This window comes from Candidatus Omnitrophota bacterium (assembly GCA_026387175.1).
Taxonomy (GTDB): Bacteria; Omnitrophota; Gorgyraeia; order 2-01-FULL-45-10; family 2-01-FULL-45-10; genus CAIMPC01.
On the sequence record JAPLME010000010.1, the window covers coordinates 1 to 22584 of the forward strand.

The 22584-nt window shown below is 47.9% G+C and carries 18 protein-coding genes; 16 read left to right on the forward strand and 2 right to left on the reverse strand.

What is annotated here, in order from left to right; genetic code table 11:
• The 6 genes from NTY76_05545 to NTY76_05570 all read left to right on the forward strand — a co-directional run.
• Positions 1 to 1101 (forward strand): TIGR03768 family metallophosphoesterase (locus tag NTY76_05545; protein MCX5678556.1); only part of this gene is annotated, 1101 nt, incomplete at its 5' end.
• Positions 1098 to 2123, forward strand: a complete 1026-nt coding sequence (locus NTY76_05550; protein MCX5678557.1) for a transporter — start codon at positions 1098 to 1100, stop codon at positions 2121 to 2123. The genes NTY76_05545 and NTY76_05550, both read left to right, overlap by 4 nt.
• Positions 2124 to 2144: 21 nt before the next feature.
• Positions 2145 to 3989, forward strand: a complete 1845-nt coding sequence (locus tag NTY76_05555; GenBank protein MCX5678558.1) for a tyrosine-protein phosphatase — start codon at positions 2145 to 2147, stop codon at positions 3987 to 3989.
• Between the two features lie 461 nt (positions 3990 to 4450).
• Positions 4451 to 4606, forward strand: coding sequence for a hypothetical protein (locus tag NTY76_05560; GenBank protein MCX5678559.1), 156 nt, complete (start codon positions 4451 to 4453; stop codon positions 4604 to 4606).
• 125 nt (positions 4607 to 4731) lie between these two features.
• Complete coding sequence (locus tag NTY76_05565; protein MCX5678560.1) at positions 4732 to 5055, forward strand: BBP7 family outer membrane beta-barrel protein; 324 nt, start codon at positions 4732 to 4734, stop codon at positions 5053 to 5055.
• A gap of 16 nt (positions 5056 to 5071) precedes the next feature.
• Positions 5072 to 8599 carry an autotransporter domain-containing protein gene (locus NTY76_05570; GenBank protein MCX5678561.1) on the forward strand — a complete coding sequence of 1176 codons (3528 nt, stop codon included), beginning with the start codon at positions 5072 to 5074 and terminating at the stop codon, positions 8597 to 8599.
• Positions 8600 to 8692: 93 nt separating this feature from the next.
• On the opposite strand, the gene NTY76_05575 is transcribed toward NTY76_05570, so the two are convergent.
• Together NTY76_05575 and ala are read right to left on the reverse strand one after the other, a co-directional pair.
• A complete protein-coding gene (locus tag NTY76_05575) occupies positions 8693 to 10075 on the reverse strand; it encodes a sodium:alanine symporter family protein (GenBank protein ID MCX5678562.1) in 1383 nt (460 codons plus the stop codon).
• A 13-nt stretch (positions 10076 to 10088) separates the two neighbouring features.
• Positions 10089 to 11075: an alanine dehydrogenase gene (gene ala, locus NTY76_05580; protein ID MCX5678563.1), complete on the reverse strand. Its 987-nt coding sequence runs from the start codon at positions 11073 to 11075 to the stop codon at positions 10089 to 10091.
• Positions 11076 to 11143: 68 nt separating this feature from the next.
• Between ala and NTY76_05585 the strand changes: the two genes are divergently transcribed.
• The 10 genes from NTY76_05585 (at position 11144) to NTY76_05630 (ending at position 22583) form a co-directional block, all read left to right on the forward strand.
• Positions 11144 to 12592 (forward strand): saccharopine dehydrogenase NADP-binding domain-containing protein, encoded by a 1449-nt coding sequence (locus NTY76_05585; GenBank protein MCX5678564.1) that lies wholly within the window; start codon positions 11144 to 11146, stop codon positions 12590 to 12592.
• A 60-nt stretch (positions 12593 to 12652) separates the two neighbouring features.
• Positions 12653 to 13318, forward strand: coding sequence for a hypothetical protein (locus NTY76_05590; GenBank protein ID MCX5678565.1), 666 nt, complete (start codon positions 12653 to 12655; stop codon positions 13316 to 13318).
• Between the two features lie 195 nt (positions 13319 to 13513).
• The gene (locus NTY76_05595; protein ID MCX5678566.1) at positions 13514 to 14653 is read left to right on the forward strand and encodes an outer membrane beta-barrel protein; all 1140 of its coding nucleotides are present in this window, start codon (positions 13514 to 13516) and stop codon (positions 14651 to 14653) included.
• A 76-nt stretch (positions 14654 to 14729) separates the two neighbouring features.
• Positions 14730 to 16721: an APC family permease gene (locus NTY76_05600; protein ID MCX5678567.1), complete on the forward strand. Its 1992-nt coding sequence runs from the start codon at positions 14730 to 14732 to the stop codon at positions 16719 to 16721.
• 230 nt (positions 16722 to 16951) lie between these two features.
• Positions 16952 to 18829, forward strand: coding sequence for an APC family permease (locus tag NTY76_05605; protein ID MCX5678568.1), 1878 nt, complete (start codon positions 16952 to 16954; stop codon positions 18827 to 18829).
• A 33-nt stretch (positions 18830 to 18862) separates the two neighbouring features.
• The gene (locus tag NTY76_05610) at positions 18863 to 19201 is read left to right on the forward strand and encodes a P-II family nitrogen regulator (protein MCX5678569.1); all 339 of its coding nucleotides are present in this window, start codon (positions 18863 to 18865) and stop codon (positions 19199 to 19201) included.
• 47 nt (positions 19202 to 19248) lie between these two features.
• A complete protein-coding gene (locus tag NTY76_05615) occupies positions 19249 to 20550 on the forward strand; it encodes an outer membrane beta-barrel protein (protein ID MCX5678570.1) in 1302 nt (433 codons plus the stop codon).
• 177 nt (positions 20551 to 20727) lie between these two features.
• Positions 20728 to 20907, forward strand: coding sequence for a hypothetical protein (locus NTY76_05620; protein MCX5678571.1), 180 nt, complete (start codon positions 20728 to 20730; stop codon positions 20905 to 20907).
• 86 nt (positions 20908 to 20993) lie between these two features.
• Positions 20994 to 22229 carry an ammonium transporter gene (locus NTY76_05625; protein MCX5678572.1) on the forward strand — a complete coding sequence of 412 codons (1236 nt, stop codon included), beginning with the start codon at positions 20994 to 20996 and terminating at the stop codon, positions 22227 to 22229.
• A gap of 12 nt (positions 22230 to 22241) precedes the next feature.
• Positions 22242 to 22583 carry a P-II family nitrogen regulator gene (locus NTY76_05630; protein ID MCX5678573.1) on the forward strand — a complete coding sequence of 114 codons (342 nt, stop codon included), beginning with the start codon at positions 22242 to 22244 and terminating at the stop codon, positions 22581 to 22583.
• Position 22584: the final 1 nt, after the last annotated feature.

Sequence of the window (22584 nt, forward strand, 5' to 3'; positions counted from 1 at the left end):
GCAGGGCTTGATAAGACAATTCTCTGGTATCAGACCCTCGGCAACCACGATCATTTCTGGATCGGTTCATTCCCTGTGGACGATGGCCCTAGAAAGGACCTCCGACAGTCCTATATCAGTGACACTGTCTTAGCTATGGGAGATCCTCTCGTCAACCCTGCAAACATAACCAAATCTGATTATTATATGGGCATACTCGATGGCTCGACTCCTTACGGTGATATCAAATACGCCGGACCTGTCGCAGACTTCAAGAGCCCTCCGAAAGTTGTACCCGATCCGGAACGCAGGTCACTTTTGAGAACGGAGTGGATGAAAGAATTTTTTACAACATCTTCTAATCCGATCGGTCACGGTTTCAACTTGACCGATGCTAACAAGGGCTTTGCCTGTTATAGCTTCGTACCTAAGTCGACTATACCGATCAAGATTATCGTGCTCGACGATACCCAGAGGGAAGATGATGGTTCTGCCGATGTCCATGGGCATGGCTTTCTTGATCAGATGCGTTGGGACTGGCTTAAAAAAGAACTTGCGGATGGTGATATTGCCGGTCAGCTCATGATCATCGCTGCGCACATACCGATAGGCGTTGAAGTGACTGCACCTACGTCCGAGATGGGCTGGTGGACTGATCCTAAAAATGCTGTAACCCTGCCGGACCTGATCACTGAACTTCAAAGCCATCCGAATCTGATCATGTGGATCTCGGGACACCGTCATATCAATACCGTTAAAGCATTCATATCACCTGATCCAGCCAACGTTCCTGAAAAAGGCTTCTGGCAGGTTGAAACTTCATCGTTAAGAGATTTCCCTCAACAATTCCGGACTTTTGAGATCTACCTCAACAGCGACTATACAATTTCAATCGTTACGACCGACGTTGATCCGGCAGTTAAAGACGGGTCGCTGGCTGCGACATCGCGTTCATATGCGCTTGCGGCAGAGCAGATAGTCGGTGCTGATATGTATGATTTTAATCCAACTAATGATCCAACCATAAAACCAATGCCTACTGGTTCATACAATGCGGAGCTTATAAAACAATTGAGCCCTGAGATGCGGACAAAATTGGCAAAATTAAGTAGGTCGGAATGAAAAAAATACTTACAGCGATAATCATTCCGGTGCTTTTGCTGAGTTTTATTCAACCTGCATTTGCTAAAGGGGGCCATTATAGGCCCGGCTTTGCGAATGTTCGCGACTTCGTGATACCTCCTCAGTTCAAGGGTTTCGCGGTGCTCGTATATAATCCATTCTACTGGAGCGGCGAATATATGGTCAATAATGGCAAGAAGCTCCAGCCGCTTAATGCAGATCGTTCGGTCACTATCAATAATACTATCACGGCAGATGTTACCGCGACAGCCGATATCAACGTTAAGATGTTCAGTTACGATGTAAACCCTATGCTCTTCTATTGCTCAGACTTTAACATCTTAGGCGCCAAATATGCCGTTGGGATAGCCCCTTCATATAATTATGTTTACACGAAGATAGACGCCGATCTAAACGGAACTCTTTCGATTAACGGAACGCCTGTAAAATCGGCAAGCGGCCACGTAAAAGTGGAAGATTCCGATTCAGGATTCGGCGATTTGATGGTCCGCCCGCTAATGCTCGATTGGGGGAGCGACCGTTATGATATCGTCTTAGCGTATTCTTTTTATGCTCCTACCGGACATTACGCGGAAAACAAACTGGCGAATGTAGGCCTGGGATATTGGAGCCATGATATATCTTTTGGAGGCCTGTACTATTTTAATAAAAAGGCGACAGCGGTTTTGTGCAATGCGACGTATGAATTCAACACCAGGATGTCGGGACAGGATACATATCCCGGACAGAACTTGATCCTCGAATATGGCATAGACCAGTTCCTCAATAAGTGGCTCGAAGTTGCGGTAAGCGGTTCAAGCTATTTTCAGATGACTAATGATTTTGGCACCAGCGCACATAGCAAATCCAATCATGAAATGGTTCATTCCGTTGGCGGCGAAGTAGATATCTGGCTTATCCCGAATAGAGTCAGTATCGTAGGGCGGTACTTCTACCAATATTACGGGGAGAATGCCATGAAGGGCCAGGGCGCCAACGCTACGGTGAATATATTGTTTTAGAGTGTCAAAGTGGGAGATGATATGACTAAAAGGGCACGAATTGGTTTTCTTAGATTAATATTTTGCGTTGCTTTTTTACTCGGTGTTTTAATCGTTGACGCGATGGCCTGTTCGGAAGTTTTTATAGACAAGGGCGGTAAAGTCAAGATCTCGGCCCGCAACTTTGACTTCCCTGCCGGCAATGGTTTTATACGATACAGTCCCGCGGGTATAGATAGACAGGCCCAGTACGCACCCCAAGATTCTCATCCTCTGAAATGGACGAGCAAATACGCATCTGTGACATTCAACGCTTCTCTTAATAAAACGAAATCATCAACCAATGGTGTATATGAAGCGGGTGTAGACGGCATTAATCAGGCTGGTCTAAAAATAGGCACTTATTTCCTGAGATCCTCAGTTTTTCCTAAAGATGGAATCAAGACAACCTTGGATATTGCTTCGCTGTCGCAGTATCTGCTGGATAATTTTAAGAGCGTCGACGAAGCCCTTGCTGATTTGGCCGGCGAGCGATACCGCATAACATTCACACCGACCGAATCGGTCGAGATCAAACTGCATCTGTTCCTCCACGACTCCACTGGACAATCGGCGATAGTCGAATTCATCGACGGCAAAATAAAGGTCACCAGGAACCCGGAGATTCCCGTGCTGACCAATGATACTTACGCCAAGTCGCTCGAACATCTCAAACTCTATAATGGTTTCGGTGGCGAGTTAGCCATCCCAGGTGACATTGAGTCGCTCAATCGTTTTGTTCGCGGTGTGTATTACTGGAAGAATCTACCCGTGCCCGCGGATATGACACAGGCGATTAATTATGGTTTCGCCGCCACTCAGCTTCTTACGGTACCTTCTGGGTTTACTCACGGTGGCACGCAGTGGACGATCGTGACCGACATCGACAACAAGCAGATTTATTTCCGCACGGCGAATAATCCGACGATTGCCAGTATCGACCTGAACAAGCTGTCCGCCTCTGCTATTGTCTCCAGCGATATCGATCTGTTGCGGATAGACTTTGTGGGTGACGTTAGCAACATGTTCGATAAGATCAATGGACTGAATCTCGTGCCCGGTCAAAGTCTCGGCATCGCTTCAGTACCCAACCTGCGGGACATCGGCGGTTACAAAACCCGCAATGGCGCCATCGTGCGCAGAGGGCTTGTGTATCGCGCTAGTCAACTCAACCCGATTAGTCCGGATGACCTAAAGAAGATTGCCCGGCTGGGCCTCGTGGCCGACTATGACCTACGCACTGCCCAAGAGCGCAGCGCCAGCCCCGATGAGTCACTGCCCGGCGTTCAGAACGTTTGGCTGAACGTGCTAGCCGATGAGAAGCAGTCAGTGGCGGCACGAATCGAAGAGCTCTTACACAACCCGAAGGAGGCGAACGTCGTCCTCGGCGGTGGCAAGGCCCAGGCCATGTCTGCCCAGGTTTATCGCGAACTCATTTCCCTGCCGAGCGCAAAGCAGGCGTACCGTCAACTGTTCGTTTCGCTCGGCAAACCGGACCAACTGCCCGCGCTCTTTCATTGCACGGCCGGCAAGGATAGAACCGGATGGGCCGCTGCCGCACTACTAACATTGCTCGGCGTGCCGAAGGACAAGGTCATGGAGGATTACCTGCGCAGCAACGAGTACATTCTCCCCGCCTATCAGACAATGATCAATGCTTTTGTCGCGGCCGGTGGAAAGCGGGCGATTCCCATGGACGTCCTCAGTGTAAAGGCGGAATATCTCGATGCCGCGTTTGACGAAATTCAGAAAAAATACGGCACGATCGAGAACTACTTTTCCGAAGCGTTGGGTATAGATGCCGCCGGACAGAAAGCCCTACGAGATCTCTACCTTGAAAGGAAATAGCGCTCTGTCCGCAATCATCCGGCAACGCTCTCAAAATAAAGTATAAATATCCATTTGTCCAGCTAAAGCCGGTGGACATTTTGTATCGGTTTGCGCTGTAAAGAGTTACGACTTTTTGAGCCAAAAATGACCGGACAAAACGGACATTTTGGTGAGGAATAGACCTCTCTAAATAGCAAAATTCGCTTGTTTCTGCCAATGATTCGGCTATAATAGATACCTATATAAAGAGAGAGGTTTCCCCTCGGCTTATACGAGAGGGACCCCATCTCACTCAGTGACTGCATGGATTCGAAGCGAGGCCGCGCCGAGCGAATAGCGAGGAAAAGTGCTATGCGCGACAGCGGCCGAGCTGGCGACGGAGGCGAGCTCCGCGAGCCGAAGTCGCCGAATTCCGTTAGCCAGCCCAATTTTAATTTTTGGATTATGAATCTTCCATCCTTAATGTATAGGAGGTCCAAATGCCATATGGTAAAGAGTTTGAAACTATGATCGGCTTACTTGAAAAAGTTGTCAAAAGATTGGATATACTTACAGGTATTAGCATTGCTTTGGTAATAATCGGCGTTACGGTAATAGTTGTTAAATCTGCAATTAATTTTATAAAGAAGAAATAACGAATAATGATCGTGGGGGCATAAGAATCGACCGGTGCAAAAAATATAACCGGATTAAAAGGGAAGTCGAAAATGGGGCCATCCCACAAAGTGACATCTTAGTATATAGGGTGTCCCCATGTAGGATGGCCCTAATAGTTGCTTTGAACCATGCATCAGAGTTAACCGGGGTCAGTGTCGCAAAGACCGTATACGAATCGGGCGCCTCCGCTAATAATGCCGCCTTTGTTGGCGAAGGCGGTTTGCAGTGCAAATATCAAGTTACCCGTGCTATTACGCTGAAGCTCGGCTATGAGGTGCTCTGGCTCTCGGGCGTCGCTACGGCACCCGGGCAGATATGCCAGACCTATATATTTAATAATCCGACCAGGGTGTATACACACGCCGTGAATTCCAATTCCAGCGTGCTTTTTCACGGAGCCACCGCGGGTTTGGACATTTCATTTTAGAAAATTAAAAATTTCTATGCGTAAATCAGTTTTTCTGTTTTTTATTGCAATACTCTCTTGTAGTTCTCTATGTGCTCACCGCGCCTACGGCACAGATGACTGGTCATTCGCTGTTATAGGAGACACGCGGGACAATGACCCAACTCAAACAGGTGTGAGCCAATATCTGCCCATAATAGCTGCTAAAGCGGCTTCTTTAAATCCGACATCTGTATTCGTCAACGGCGATCTCGTAAACGGTGACAGCGCATTTTACCTCCAGCCCTACTCAATACAATTCAATTATTGGAAGACTGCTATGACATCGCTCGGCGCCATACCCATCTACACGGTGCGCGGTAATCACGAAAACGAAGTGACCGATTTTTTGCCTACGAGCGAAACCTTAAAGGCTGCCTACTACACTGCCTTTGGGTCAACTACTCCCACGGTTGGGTCGCCTGTTCCCCAGAACGGCCCGAATGACGCGAATAGTAACGGTAATCAGACAGGATTTACCTGGAACCTTAGCAGCCAAAGCAGCCTTAATAAAAAATGGGTTCGCGTAATCGGAGTGGACCAATACTTTTATTATAATTCAACCGCGCAAGGCACCAGTCACTATTATCAGATAGACCAGGCATGGCTTAATCAACAACTTAAAGAGACGGCGCCCACGCGGTATACTTTCGTTATGGCTCATGAGCCGGCATATTATGTGGATCTGGAAAGCGGTGGGGGTACCAATCCCGAGGGCGACTTTTATGGTACTACGAATCCGGACGGTTCTCCAAATGCGCAAGGAATAGCTGCTCGTGATGTATTCTGGAATTCTCTCGGCTCTAACGGCGTAAAGATGTATTTGTGTTGTCATGTGCACAATCTGCAGGTGGGGACAGCCAAGGATAGCAGTTTCCCCCAGAACACTATTTACCAGAACATGTCGGGTAATGGCGGCGCGCCGCTTGTTACAACGCCGGGTACGACGGATCCGGACTTAACAATGGTCTATCAGAATTTTTCGGATTACGGATTTGCCCTCTATACGGTAGCCAAAGATACCATCAGCATTGACTATTATTTATATGATTCCTCCAGCGATACGTGGAAACTCGGTTCTACTATTCCCGGCTCTCACTTGCCTATTATCTTAACCGCCGATCCAGTTAACACATGGACAGGCGGAGGGGGTGCGGATACCGACTGGGCGACCGTCGGAAATTGGGATGTCAACGCAGTGCCCGGCATAACAGATACGGCTGTATTTAACAACGGCCCCGGGAACGCAACAACAGTCACATTTGCGACGGCTCCTCCGCTTCCCACCAGCAACGCGGAGTTATTCATAGCAAGCGGCCCGGTTATCTTTGATTTGGCGGGCTTCACTTATAAAGCAACAAACACCTATATATCCGGCATCGAAAATACCACCTATCGTCCGAGCCTTGAAATAAAAGGAGCTCTTTCACGTTTTAACACGACCTTGCTGGACATGGACGGAGTTTCATCGTTTAAAGTAGATGCGGGTGCCTCTGCGACATGCGGCACAATTGCTATTAAAGGCGGAACCGCCACTCTGGAAGGCAACATAACCGCGACCACGACGACCATCGACGGTACAGAATATTTTACTACCCCTGTTCTTACAATAAATGGGAATGGCTTTAATACGACTTCACTTACCATGAACGGATATTCGGATTCATCGTTTATGGTGAATCCGGGCGTCACTGCTACTTGCGGTACTCTTACTGTTCAAGGCGGGACTGCCACGGTGGGAGGAGGCGGCACTATAAATGTAACCAATCTTGATGTTGCCGGCGGCACTTTAGATATCCAAACGTTCAATCAGACCGCCACCAACGTCCAGATGACGAGCGGCGGTATCAGCGGTACAACCGGAAAACTAACCAGCCCGAATACGTTTGATATGCAGAGTGGCACCGTTTCTGCGATACTTGCCGGAGCCGGAGGGCTGAACAAAACCGGCGCAGGCGTTGTAACGCTCAACGCAGCCAACGAATATACGGGAGCCACGACAATTACCGGCGGCACGCTTACTGTCGGCAATGCCAGGGCCGTGAGCGTAGGAGCCGTTACGAACAGCGCCACGTTGAATCTTGACACGGCACCTCTCACGATAACAGGTAAGTATACGCAGAATGCCGGCTCAACGCTGGCGCTTACAGCGAACTCCGCTTCGGCAGGGAATTTTGGTTCTATGACCACTGCTGTCGTGCCGACACTCGATGCGGCCAGCAATGTCTATGTCAATATCGGTGGCTACATACCAAACGGCGCAACGATGACGATTGTGAATACAACCGGCGCGGGCATTGCAGGAAACGTCGCCCCCGGGACCATTAACTCAAGCAATCCTTACGTGACATTCTCCGGCGCGATCTCCAACAATAATCTTGTCCTTACCGCGAATACTAATTTTAGCACAGCCACTTCCAGTTCTAACGGTGCCGCCGTAGGTGCAGTTCTTTCCAATATCACTAACCCGTCCGCAGATATGACCACGGTTCTCAATGCGCTCACATTATCAACACCGGGTCAGGTCGCTTCTTCCGAAAATAGCATGACTCCTGCTACTGACGGTGCGACAACTCAAGCCTCGACAGCGATGCTCAATAATTTTGTCACTAATATGGAAACGCATCTTGAAAATGTGCGCACTACAGGAGGCGCTACCGGTATCGCGACAGGTGATGATTACCTTAACGGTATCGATATATGGGCGCAAGGGTTGGGGGACTACGCCCATCAGGGCCCCCGCGGCACAAGTAACGGTTACAACGCAACCTCATGGGGTATTTCGGGCGGTGCCGACAAGTCGCTCTGCAATGATTCGTTCCGTACCGGACTCGGCACCGGTTACGGCCAGACTTTTGTCCGCTCAAAGGACTTCTCGGGCAGGACCGATATAGATAGTATACCGGCTACCATATATTGCGATTATGAAAATAATACTCTTCCTTTTTATGTCGATGCCGCGTTTACGTTTATCTATAACCTTTATAATGGTTCCCGTCAGGTCACAGCCGGCATTATATCACGTACTGCTAACGCAGATTATAACGGACAACAGTATTCGGGATATGTAGAAGGCGGTTACTCTTTCTTCTACAAAAATATCAGCTTGACACCGCTTGCCTCATTCCAATATATGCATCTACATACCGGTAGCTATACTGAATCAAATGCCGGTGCACTTGATCTAAGTGTTGTCTCTCAGGATTATGACATGGCCCAGACGGGGTTTGGTGCCAAAGTAGCATGCCCATTTGAAAATAAATGGGGGACACTCACACCCGATCTGCATTTCAAATGGCTATATGACTGGGTAGGCGATGCTCAGGCCTCGACGGCAAGTTTTGCGGGCGGCGGTTCAGCCTTCGGGACGAACGGCTTCTCTCCGGCGCAATCAGAGTGGGATTTCGGCGTCAGACTCGACTTTAAGACAAAATACAATGTCACCCTCGGCTTAGACTATGACTTCATTTTCAAGGCAGACTACTATGAACATTACGGCACTCTGGATGTAAGGTATAGTTTCTAAGGGAATAAGAGTTAAGCCGCCATAAAACAAGTTCTAACGTCCTTGAGCCAGCGACCCCACTAAAACGTTCGGCCTTAGTCCAAAAAAGCGTTTTCAAAGTTTACGACCTCTTCTTGGGTTAAGCTTTCTGACGCGCAATCTTTTTGCTCTTGAGACAGGCAGGAATAGATGCCGCTTCGTTTCCGCCACTATCACGCCATTTAGGGCAATGAGCGATACGAGGTTGGGAACAGCCATTAAAGCATTTGCGATATCCGCAAACGTCCATACGACCGGAAGGACTGTTATCGAACCGATCATTACGCTTATTACCCATAACCAGCGGTAAGGCAGGATTGCCTTTATACCTAAGAGATATTCGATCGCTTTCTCCCCATAATAAGACCATCCGATAATAGTGGAAAATACAAATATCAAAAGCCCGATAGTCAGGATAGCCGGCCCTATTACCGGGATCTGCGAAAAAGCCTCCTTAGTTAATAATGCGGCATTCAGCCCTTTTGTCCATGCTCCGGAATTGACTACAACAAGGCCGGTCATCGCGCATATGACCACCGTATCCCAGAATGTGCCTGTGGATGAAACCAGCGCCTGCTGGATCGGGTTCTTCGTCCGCGCGGCAGCCGCGACTATCGGCGCGCTTCCGAGCCCCGACTCATTGGAGAATAACCCGCGGGCTATTCCATAACGTATGGCCTCGCGCATGCCGGCGCCGAGAAACCCTCCCACCGCTGCCTGGCCCGTAAAAGCGGAAGAAAATATCAGCGAGATAGTTTTCGGCAGTGAATTTAAATTCAAAAATAATATAATAAGGCAGCCGATCACATAAAAGATGGCCATGAACGGGACCATCCATTCGCAGGCGCGGGAGATGGATTTTATCCCGCCTAGTATCACGAATGCCGTTAAGACGGTCATGATTATACCGCTTATCCAGAGAGGTATCGATAATGTATCTTTAAGCAAGACGGCTACGGAATTGGCCTGCACCATGTTGCCGATGCCGAAAGCCGCAATGGCGGTAAAACCGGCGAAAAGGATCCCCAGCCATTTCTGACGCATGCCTTTTTCAATCACATACATCGGTCCGCCGCAATATTCACCGCGATCGTTTCTTATCCTGTATTTTATGGAGAGCACCGCCTCGGAAAATTTCGTAGCCATTCCGAAGACGCCGGTGAGCCACATCCACAATACGGCGCCGGGCCCGCCCAGAGCCACCGCAGAAGCGACGCCCACGATATTGCCCGTTCCGATCGTCGCGGCAAGCGCGGTCATCAGCGCGCCGAAATGGCTGATATCTCCCTTAGCATGACTTTTTTTCGTGAAGGAGAGCTTGAGGGCTCTGCCTATAAACACCTGCATGAACTTAAGGCGGAATGTCAGGAAAAGGTGCGTCCCGAAGAGAAGGATGAGGAGCGGGGGTCCCCAGAGAAAACTGCTTATCTTCGATAGGATCGGTTCTATTGTATTGATGGGCTCTCCGTTGTTAAGATTTAGGGATCAGGTCCATCCTTTTCCCGATACGGCGGCGGAGAGCGCCCCTGTAAACAAAATCCGCAACGGCCGCATCCTGTATAGCAAGCCCTGTCGAATCAAAGACCGTTATCTCCTGGGGATTTATCCGGCCGCGTTTAGTCCCATTTATAATTTCGCCTATATCGGCGTAAATATCCTGTCTGGAAATCAGCTTCTTGCTGAGAGGCACATTTATCTCTCCGCTGTGGGAGGCCTGTTCCCATGAATCGATCACTATTTTAGCTTTTTTAAGGATTGCCGGATCAAGCTCCTCTTTTCCTTCCGCATCGGCGCCGATAGCGTTTATATGGCAGCCTTTTTTCAGCCACTCCAGCTTAACGATCGGCTTTCTTGAGGGGGTAGTGGTAATGACTATGTCGCTAGGCCTTACGCAATTTTCTATATCTTTTGCTACAGTGAACTTCAAGCCGGGTCTTTTCATATTCCGTACAAAACTCACGGCGTCGGAGCCGAGCTTACCCCATACCCTGACTTCTTTTAAACGAACGACTTCCAGCAGCCCTTTTAATTGAGATTCTGCCTGCGCGCCGCAGCCGACCATTCCGGCAATTTTGGAATCTTTTCTGGCCAGGTATTTGGCGGCCACCGCGCCGGCGGCCCCTGTCCTTAAAGCAGTGGCATATGAACCGGCCATTATACATAATGGATATCCGTTACGCGGATCGCTCAAGGTTATTATTGCCATTACCGTAGGAAGGTTGAATCTTTTGTTTCCGGGATGGACGTTGACCCACTTAAGGGCGCATGCGCCGGTCCGCTCTATATATGCGGGCATCGCCCTGAAATCGCCGTTATGTCCGGCGAGGTGCAGATATATCTTGGCGGGCATTTGAGTCATGCCTTTTCCATATTCCCGGAAGGCCGATTCAACCGCCTTAATGGCGTCTTTAATGCCGATCACTTTTTTAACGTCTTTTTCCGACAGGATAAGAGTCATTGAGAGGATTATACCACTCCTCTTTCGGGTTTGCCAAAATTTTATATATGTGATATTATTTTGTTGGGATGATATTTAAAAATAAAGTTTTGATGATCGGATACGGATCAGTAGCACGCTGCGTTTTACCTATCCTCCTCAAGCATATCTCTATACCGTACAAAAATATTACAATAGTCGATTTTACAGATAAAAGGAAAGAGCTCTCGCGCTGGATTAAGCGCGGAATAAAATTCTTCCAGGAAAAAATCACCCCTCTTAATATTTCGCAAGTCCTATCGGAACATGTGTCTCCCGGCGGCATTATAATCGACTTATCGTGGAATATAGATTGCGTTGAGATGCTTAGCTGGTGCCATGAGAACAAAGTTTTGTATATCAATACATCTGTAGAGCAATGGGATCCGTATGCCGATATTCACAGCAAAACCCCGTTTCAGAAATCTCTATATTACCGTCAGAAAGAAATACAGAAAGTAGCGTCCCGATGGAAGAGGCCTATGACGACGGCGATTTTGGACCATGGCGCGAACCCGGGGCTCATCTCTCATTTCACAAAAAAGGGCCTTGCCGATATAGCCCAAAAATTATTAGACGAAAATAATATTTCGCCGAAGATAAAACACAGGATCAAGGAATGCCTTAAGGCAAAGATATTCTCTTATTTGGCGAGGGAGCTGAAGGTCAAGGTTATTCATATAAGTGAACACGACACGCAGATAACAAATATACCTAAAAGGCATAATGAATTTGTGGGGACATGGAGCATCGAAGGTCTAAGAGAGGAGGGGATCGCTCCCGCGGAAATGGGATGGGGGACCCACGAAACGGATATACCGTTATTCTCGACGTTTCCACCCTCGAATAGCAAAAATCAGATATTTCTGTCTCAGATGGGAATGAATACGTGGGTCCGGTCCTGGGTTCCCAGTGAAGAGATAATCGGGATGGTTATACGCCATGCGGAAGCGGCAAGTATTTCAGATCACCTTACCGTCAGAGAAAAAGGGAAGACGGTCTATTGCCCCACGGTGCATTATGCGTATATGCCGTGCAACGAAACGATAACATCTCTTTATGAGCTCAGGAGCAGAAATTATGATCTTCAGAAACAATTGAGGATCATGAGCGATGAGATCATTGGAGGCGACGATATACTGGGAGCTCTTATCATGGGGCATCAGTATAACTCCTGGTGGACCGGAAGCGTACTCAGTATTCAAGAGTCGCGCAGGCTCATTCCTCATCAAAACGCGACAACGATACAGGTAGCTATAGGGGCAGTATCAGCGGTTATGTGGATGCTGGAAAATCCGCAAAAAGGGATCTGTATGCCGGATGATCTTCCATATGAGTACATTCTTAACATAGCGCGCCCGTATCTGGGAAAATTTGTGTCAACTCCTTCAGACTGGACACCGCTTAAAAATTATCAGATCTTCTTTAAGGAAAACCCCAATCTATGCCTTGACAGAAAGAACGTATGGTCTTTTAAGAATTTCTTGTTTTGTGATTAGCTTTTATTGCTGTTTTTGGCGATCGGTAACGCGGTATTGACAATGAGGAAAGGTGGCGCAATGAAGAAGATCATAGTTTTAGTTTTAGCATGTTTAGTTGTAATGCCGTATTTTGCTAAAGCCGAAGAGGCCAAGCCCATCCAGCTGGCGGTATTCAATCCTGTCCAACTCGTTCCTGAGCAGGAATCCATTAAAGGAGCGCGTCTTAGTTTATTTTACACAGTTAATAAAGATGTAACCGGATTGAGCCTTGTATGGCTAGGCGTGAACAGGGCTACGAACGATGCGTCCGGTGTTGAGATCGGCCTTGGGAACTGGGTTGAGGGCGCTGCCTGTGGCGGGCAAATTGGCATAGTCAATCATACCGGAAAACGTTTTGTCGGTATGCAATACGGCATGGCCAATGTTGTGGAAGGCGATTTTACCGGCTTACAGTGGGGACTTGTAAATTGGGCAGAGGGATTCATGCACGGCATACAAGCCGGTGTCGTAAATATCTCAAAGGGCCAGTCTTCAGGCATAGAGCTGGGCGTAGTAAATTATAATACAGCCTCGATGCGGGGTTTCCAGGGAGGGTTTGTTAATTATGCCGGGGAGATGCACGGGTTTCAACTGGGGCTTGTTAATTACACGAAATCTCTCGACGGGCTTCAGGTAGGTCTCGGCAACTATAACGGTAATAAGAAACCAATGGAATTCATGGTTATTGCTAACTGGGCGTTTTAAATGATATAAGAGACATAGATGAGAGCACTTGTAAAAATGGTTACCAAGGTCAGCTATTTCTTACCTGTATAGTCAGAAGTATTGAATTTGTAAAATAAGCACTAGGCAGTGTTTTAATACAACGACGTTCCATTCTTCATAGAAGAAGGAACGTCGTTGTATTTATAATAGTTAGGACAGGAAGGAGGATCCAATATGAAAATGATCAAATTCGTTATTATCGCGGTCTGTTGCGTGCTTGCGATAACATTCACCAATACATTACTGCACGCTGATGAAAATGCGCCGCTGATGAACGCTTTGGATGAGATAGGACTGGCCGAACCATTGAACAAGGCAGGAATCAATATCTACGGCTATGCTGAAGGCGGTTGGTTTTATGATGCCACTTCGCCTCATAAAGGATCGGGCCCAACCTTCATCGGATATAACAACTTCAAAAGCGATATCACTCTTGATAAAGTAAGTTTGAATGTCGAACGCACGGTCGATCCAACAAAAAAACAGTTTGACGTGGGCGGCCGTATAGAAGGTATCTTTGGCGCGGATGCCGCGTTCATCCACTCGAATGGTATGTGGGATATTCAAACGGGTCACAACCAATGGGACCTTCTCCAGGCCTATGTGGATGCGGCTCTCCCTTATATACCGGTACGGCTCCGATTCGGTAAATGGATCGAGCTCGCCGGTTTCGAGCAATTCAGCGCAAATATTTACGGAGCTTTCGGTGATCCGGCCAGGGCGCTATATTCTTATAGTTACCAGTTCCTCTATGCTGAGCCGGGCACTCAGACCGGTCTTCTGGCCACCTACGTGCTGAATCCGCAATGGACGTTTGACGTTGGTACCACTTTAGGTTGGAACCAATCACTTCGCGATGCCAATCATGCTCTCGATTTCCTGGGCCGCGCGACTTTTACGCCCAGCGATAGGACTACCGTTATTTTCACGATGACGGAAGGCCCGGAGTTCCCGATCGGCGTCGGACACAATCTGTCTCCCGGTGATAACGCCAACTGGTGGACTGCCCTGGACTTAGTTATCACCCAGAAGATCAATGACAAATTGAGCCTCGGCCTGGGCACTGACTATGTTGAGACTCCGAAGATCCCCGGATTACAGGATAAGGCCAAACAATGGGGAGGTGTTGCCGGCTATGCCAGTTACGCGCTTGATCCGCATCTTACCCTGAATACCCGCCTGGAATGGTATAAAGATGCGGCTGGCGGTTTCTCCACCGGTGCGCCTGTCGGTGCCAATTATTACGAAATAACGGAGGGATTAGCTATCAAACCGTTCCCGAATGACAAAAACCTCAATTTCATTGACTTTTGATATATTAGGTATAATATATCAACAAAGCCTCTGCTATGTAAGCAGAGGCTTTTTAATAAAGTAGAGTACCAAAATTATGTCTAATAGATTAAGGGATAAGATAAACAGGATCAAGTGTTTTGTGTTGGGCAGAGCCTGTGACATAAAAGACCCGCGGCTCTTCCACAGGCTTTCCCTGATCGCCTTTTTTGCATGGATCGGCCTCGGCGCTGACGGATTGTCTTCCTCATGTTACGGTCCGGAAGAAGCTTTTCTTGCGCTTCAAGGCCATATATTCCTGGGTATATTTGTAGCAATCGGCACGGCGTTGACCATTTTGATAATAGCCGCAAGCTACAGTCAGATAGTCGAGCTCTTCCCCGGGGGAGGCGGAGGATATCTCGTCGCGAGTAAGCTTCTTTCTCCGCAGCTCGGCATGATATCCGGCTGCGCCCTTCTGATAGATTACGTATTGACGATCACCCTTTCCATATCAAGCGGCGCCGACGCGATATTCAGTTTTCTGCCGCCAAGTTGGATCATCTATAAACTTCCTTTTGCCGTATGCGGCCTTCTTCTTCTGATAGTATTAAACCTGAAGGGCGTTAAAGAATCCGTTCTACCCCTTGTGCCCATATTTCTCACCTTCATTATCGCCCATGTCTTTGCCATTTTATACGGATTTTTCACTCACCTCATGGATTTCGGAGCCCTTGCCCAATCCACCAGGGCCGACATCGGACAGACATATTCTCAATTAGGCACGATGGGTATAGTCCTGCTGATAATGCGTTCATACAGCATGGGAGCCGGAACGTACACAGGTATAGAAGCGGTCAGTAACGGTGTGCCTATTTTGCGGGAGCCGCAGGTGAAGACCGCGAAAAAGACGATGTTCTATATGGCAATTTCTCTTGCTTTCATGGCATTCGGCCTTATGGTCAATTACCTTCTCTACAGGGTACAGCATGTGCCCGGCAAGACCCTCAATGCCGTTTTAATGGGAAGCGTAACTGCCGGATGGGATCCCCATATCGGCGGCACATTCGTTCTCATCACGCTTTTATCTGAGGGCATTCTGCTTTTTGTGGCCGCGCAGACAGGTTTTCTGGACGGGCCCCGTGTTCTGGCGAACATGTCGGCCGACCGCTGGTTTCCGTTCCAGTTCGCGCTTTTAAGCGAACGCTTTGTGATCAAGCATGGAATAGTCCTGATGGGTTTAGCCTCGCTTACCCTGATGATATTCAGCCGCGGCTCTGTCAAGTTCCTCGTCGTCCTGTATAGCATAAACGTCTTTATAACATTCTGTCTTTCTCAGGCCGGCATGGTTCGTCATTGGTGGAAAAGCCGGTTCGGCCCGGACCCATGGAGGAGAAGGCTTGCCGTGAACGGTATAGGCCTGATATTGACGGTATTTATTCTTGTTATGGTCATCGTGATCAAGTTCGGCGAGGGCGGATGGATAACGCTTATCATGACAGGATCATTGGTAGCCGTCGCGGCGGGCGTGAAAAGATATTATCGCAGGACGCAGAAAATATTGAAAAGGCTTGATAAGCTTGTATATACGGTCGAGGCATACCAGGAAAAAAGTTCGGATGTCAAACAGAGCGTTCCAGGTTTTGATGAGACTTCGAAGACGGCGGTTATACTGGTCAATGGATTCAACGGCATGGGGCTGCATACATTATTCAGCGTAGTGAGGCTCTTCGGCGATACGTTTAAGAATTTTGTGTTTATGGAGGCGGGGATAATAGACGCGGGCAGCTTTAAGGGAACCGACGCGATAGATGCCCTGAAGGAGAAGATCAGCGTCGATCTGTCGCGATATGAAAATTATATGCGCGAGCAGGGATTTTTTGCGACGACATATTCCGCGATAGGTCCGCATGTCATAGACGAGATATCCACGATGGCGCGCAAGGTCTACGAGAAATATCCGAACTGTATATTTTTCGGCGGACAGATAGTTTTCGATGAGGAAAGCTATCTGGACAAATTCCTGTATAATCATGTGACCTTTGCGGTGCAGAAAAGATTGCATCAAGAGGGTATGCCTTTTATGGTAATGCCGATACAGGCCGGTTAACTGTGCTTAAGATAAAGGTTACCAGGATCAACCTTTTTTTACTTGTATTAATGTAGGCTCGCATAGCTGCGAAAAGAGACATAGGCGTTCCAAGATGATAAGGAACGCCGTTTTTATTTTTCAATCAGATGTAAGACTGTGGCGTCATTTTATCCACGATGGATGGAATGGCGCTTTTTAATTTTTATCGGCTGAATGTGTAAGTAAATATGAACGAGGAGGGCCTGAACATGTATGAAAAAGGAATGATAGAGGTAAGTCCGGTAAAGCCCAAGCTTGGGCTATTGGGCGCGACTATGAATGCTATGGCGCTGATCGCGCCCGGCGCTTTTTTGTGGATCAGCTACCAGCTGCAAGCCGCTGCTACCGCTCCGAACGGAACATCCGTGGCAAATGATACGTGGGCGGGTATAGTCGTAGCGCTGATCGTAGCGTTTCTTACAGCTCTTTCATATGCCCAGCTCGCAAAGATATATCCTGAAGCCGGATTCGCTAGCTGTTGTTATTTCGCTGAAAGAGCTTTCCTGGATGGAGAAGGCGAAAATAAGAGATTTACTACACCACATTCATTAGCCCGCATCGCGAAGCTTGTTACAGGATGGGCAGCCCACCTCTTCTACTGGGTATATCCCGGGATCATGGTCGCTATGATGGCCACTATGATAGGGTACATCTATACACAGTTTACAGGACACACGTTATCAAGCGTAAACCTGGTTATCATAGGAACCGTCTTTGCGGCTGTAATAGGCTACATTGCTTTCCGTGGAATAACGGGGTCAACCGTTACCTCTATCTGGATAAATATAATTCAGCTTGTGACATTAGTTATATTCAGCGGCCTGGCTATCGGCTATCGTATCTTGAATCCACAGCATGCCTCTCAATGGTCTTTCGGCGGAACCTGGGATGTGGTGCGTCCGCATACTTTTGAAGGGGTCCTGATCCAGTCTACTCTGGCTATCCTTATATTGGTCGGATTTGAAAGTTGCACTTCTCTGGCCGCTGAGACCAAGGAGCCCGAGACCACAATTCCTAAAGCGATCATACTCTCTTTGATCATTCAGGGGCTCTTCGCGTATCTGTTAGAGTATTTCGCGGCGGGTTTTATGATCAGTGACAAATTGGCGGGCACAGCTTCCGGGACGGCGGTTAACGGAATAGCTGCCGCGGCGGCATCAGGTGCGCCAATCGGCGACCTTACGAAGCTTATAGGCGATAGCATGCTCGGAGGTATAGGATTTGGCCTGATGATCACTATGGCAGTCACCGTAGCCATCGCTATAATAGGTACTACGTTGAGCTGCATGAATACGGCCGTTCGCGTGACCTGCGGCATGGCGGAGCACAGAGAGCTGCCTAACTTCTTAAGTTTTATACACGGCGAATTTATTACACCGCACATGGCGATCGTAGTGCTGGTTATAGTCTCCTCTATAATAGCGGCTGTCGGGGTGCAATCGGTTGTAGGGCTGATAGGCATAACGCTTGCCTCGAACCTGGGCACATTCGTGCTTTATGGGCTCACTTGTTTTTGGACAATAGTCGCCTTTAAGAGAAGGGCGGACTTTAACATTTTGAAGCACGGGATCATCCCGGTTTTAGGCATCATAACCAACGTGATCATGACCGTAGCGATAATTTATCTGTATATAATAGGTAATGCCGACGCGAAGGCAGAAGCGAAGATATGTTTTATCATAGCAGGCGCATGGGCCGTCATAAGTCTTGCATATATCGGTATAACCACGTTCAGGAAGACTAATACTTTAAAGATGGTCTCGGCTATGATACGCCCTGAATCGCTCGGCATATTAGTTGAAATCTTAAAGGAAGAAGAGATGGTAGAGGGTATGACGGTAACAAAGGTAAAGGGGTTCGGCAAGCAAAAAGGCCAGACAGGTAACGGCCCTCAAACCGACAGGATCTCTTTCATACCAAAGGTAAGAGTCGATGTAGTTGTCAGGGAATGGGACGTCCCTCATATTATGGCCGTTATACGGGACGCTACGAATACCGGTCAGGCAGGGGACGGAAAGATATTTGTTCTTGACGCGACAGAGGCTATGCGTGTCCGAACAGGAGAGAAAGGCATCTGCGCCGTATAGTAATAGAAAAATATTTTTAACGGGGGTATTAATATGAAAAAAATAGAAGTGATTATTCGCCCGACTAAAGTCGGCGATGTGTGCACTGCTCTGGATCGGGCGGGCCATCCCGGTATCATGATTACCGAGATCGAAGGCCATGGAAAACAGAAGGGTATAGAGCAAAAGGTGCGGGGCAAAACATACAAAGTGGATTTAATCACCAAGGCGCGGATAGAGATTGTGGTTAAGGATGGAGATGTCGATAATATAGTTAAAGCTGTCCGTGAAGCCGCTTTTACGGGTGAAGTTGGAGATGGGAAGATATTTATCTATCCGGTAGCAGATGCCGTGAGAATACGCACCGCTGAAAGAGGAGATATTGCGGTATAGTTAAACATGCTATAATGTGCTCGTTATAAAATAAAGGAGGATGGAGCATGAACCTGTTAACAAGGGGACCGTTGAAAAATTTTAAATTCATTGTTGCCGTAGCTTGCTGCGCGCTCGCGGTAATATTTACAAACACATTACTGTATGCTGATGAAAATGCACCGGCAGTTACATCCACACCGGCGGATGGACCGTCACTTGCGCCGTTGATGAGCGCTTTGGACAAGATAGGATTGGCCGAGCCCTTGAACAAGGCGGGGATCAATATCTACGGCTATGCTGAAGGCGGTTGGTTTTATGATGCCACATCACCCCGTAAAGGAGTCGGTCCGACTTTCATCGGATATAACAACTTCAAAAGCGATATCACTCTTGACAAGGTAAGTTTAAATGTCGAACGCACGGTCGATCCGACAAAAAAACAGTTTGATCTGGGCGGCCGCATAGAGGGTATATTTGGTGCGGATGCCGCTTTCATCCACTCGAATGGTATGTGGGACACCCAAACGGGTCACAACCAATGGGACCTTCTCCAGGCCTATGTGGATGCGGCACTTCCTTATATACCTGTGAAACTGCGTGTCGGTAAATGGATTGAGCTAGCCGGTTTCGAGCAATTCAGTGCTAATATCTACGGGGCTTTCGGTGATCCTATGAGGGCGCTCTATTCCTATAGTTACCAGTTCTTATACGCCGAGCCCGGAACGCAGACGGGCGCTTTTGCTACCTATGTGCTGAACCCTCAATGGACATTTGATGCCGGCTTCACGCTTGGATGGAACCAGTCTATTCGTGATTCTAACCAGGCTATTGACTTTCTAGGCCGTGCGACATGGACACCCAGCGATAAGACTTCCGTTATTTTCGTGATGACAGAAGGCCCGGAATTCCCGATCGCTGTTGGGCACAATATACCTCCAGGTGACCACAAAGACTATTGGACCGCCTTGGACTTGGTTGTCACTCAGAAGATCGATGACAAATTGAGCCTTGGCTTGGGCACTGACTATGTTGAGACTCCGAAAATCCCAGGCTTACAAGATAAGGCCAAGCAGTGGGGCGGTGTAGCTGGTTATGCTAGCTATGCGATCGATCCCCATTTTACGCTGAACACCCGGCTTGAGTGGTATAAAGACGCCGCTCAGGGTTTTTCCACCGGTGCGCCTGTTGGCGCCAATTACTATGAGGTTACAGGCGGTGTGGCCATAAAACCGTTCCCGAATGACAAGAATCTATCCCACTTGCTCTTCCGTCCGGAAATTCGCTACGACCACTCTGACCGGTCGGTCTTTAGTACCGGCGAACGCGATCAGTTGACATTCAGCACGGACGCTCTCATCACTTTCTAGCGGGGTGCTGAGAAAGAAAATTTATAAAAAAGTTACCAAATTTAACCATTTTTTACTTGTATACTTAAAAGCATTGGATTTGTAAAACAAACACCGTGTAGTGTTTAAAACAATGACGTTCCATTCTTCCATGAAGAAGGAACGTCATTTTATTTATGGTATCTAGGACAAGGGAATATGGTAAATAATGAGCTTATAGAAAAGGTCAGGTTGTTCAAGGAGCAAAATGGATACACTCTTCATGAGTTGTCCAGGAAGATCGATATACAGGTGCCGACGCTGCAGAGGTGGCTGAAAACGGGCCATATAAATAAAGTGTATGCGGATGTTGTAAAGGAGCGTTTGGGAATAAAATAATTTATATTTTTAAAAGGGTATTTGTTGTTTATTTTTTCCCATTTGTACAAGTAATTGTTTAACTAAAAAGAAAGGGAAGGGGCAAGATGATTAATTCAGGAGATACAGCGTGGATCTTGATGTCAACAGCACTTGTGATGCTGATGACGGCGCCCGGCCTGGCCTTTTTTTACGGCGGCCTGGTAAGAAGAAAAAATGTTTTGGCTACAATGATGCAGTCGTTCTTTGTACTATGCTTAATAAGCATTCAATGGATACTATGGGGGTATAGCCTATCTTTCGGGCCCGATAAGGGACATTTGATAGGAAGCCTGGCATGGTGCGGACTTAAAGGTGTTACCATGATACCCAATCCCGATTACTCGTCAACTATACCGCATTTACTTTTTATGGTGTACCAGATGATGTTCGCGGTAATTACTCCAGGACTAATAACGGGCGCGTTCGCGGAAAGAATGAAGTTTTCAGCCTACGCTATCTTTACTCTGTTATGGGCAACTTTGGTTTACGATCCTATCTGTCATTGGGTATGGGGTGCAGGCGGATGGTTAAGAAATATGGGTGCGCTTGATTTCGCCGGCGGCACAGTAGTCCACGTATCATCAGGTATAGCCGCACTGGTCTGCGCGCTCTATCTCGGCAAAAGACGAGGCTACGGTAAGGAACCAATGCCGCCGCATAACCTTCCTCTGACAATTCTTGGAGCGTCTTTGCTCTGGTTCGGATGGTTTGGGTTTAACGCGGGATCTGCCCTTGGTTCCACTGAATTGGCTGTCTGGGCATTCATCGCTACTAATACCGCTGCAGCCGCAGCCGCGCTGACATGGATGTTTATAGAGTGGAAGGTGACCGGCAAACCGACGATTCTAGGCGGAGCGACCGGCGCGGTCGCGGGATTAGTTGCAATAACTCCAGCCTCAGGATTTGTTTCTCCGCTATCCGCGATACTCATAGGAATAGCGGTAGGCTTTGTTTGTTATACCGCCGTAGCGGTAATTAAATTGAAACTCGCATACGACGATAGTTTGGACGCGTTCGGTGTCCACGGCGTAGGCGGGACGCTCGGGGCTCTTTTAACCGGCTTCTTTGCTCAGAAACTTATCAATCCTGCCGGAAATAACGGATTATTCTTTGGAAATCCCGGGCAGCTTGGGATTCAGTTTATAGGAGTTGCAGCTACAGCGGTGTACTCAATAGTAGTTACTTTTATATTGTTAAAAGTCGTTGATGCTATTGTTGGCCTAAGGGTTCCGGATGAAGAAGAGGTAATTGGGCTCGATATCACTCAGCACGAAGAGAGCGCATATACATTACTAGATTAAGGAGGAGATACAATGAAGCTTATTACGGCAATTATACAACCGCATAAACTGGAGGATGTCCTGAAAGAATTGGATAAAGCAGAGATCTATTTGAAGACTGTGAGCAACGTGCTTGGCTGCGGCAGACAAAAAGGGATAACGCAAGTTTATCGCGGCAGAAAAGAGACTGGCGGGCTACTCAAAAAGATCCGGTTGGAGATCGCCGTTAATGAAGCCTTCGTCAAACCTACCATAGACGCCATAATGAAGGGTGCCAAGACCGGCAATATCGGCGATGGTAAAATTTTCGTTCTCGATCTTCATGAATGTATAAGGATACGAACCGGCGAGAAAGCCGATGTCGCGATCGGTTAAC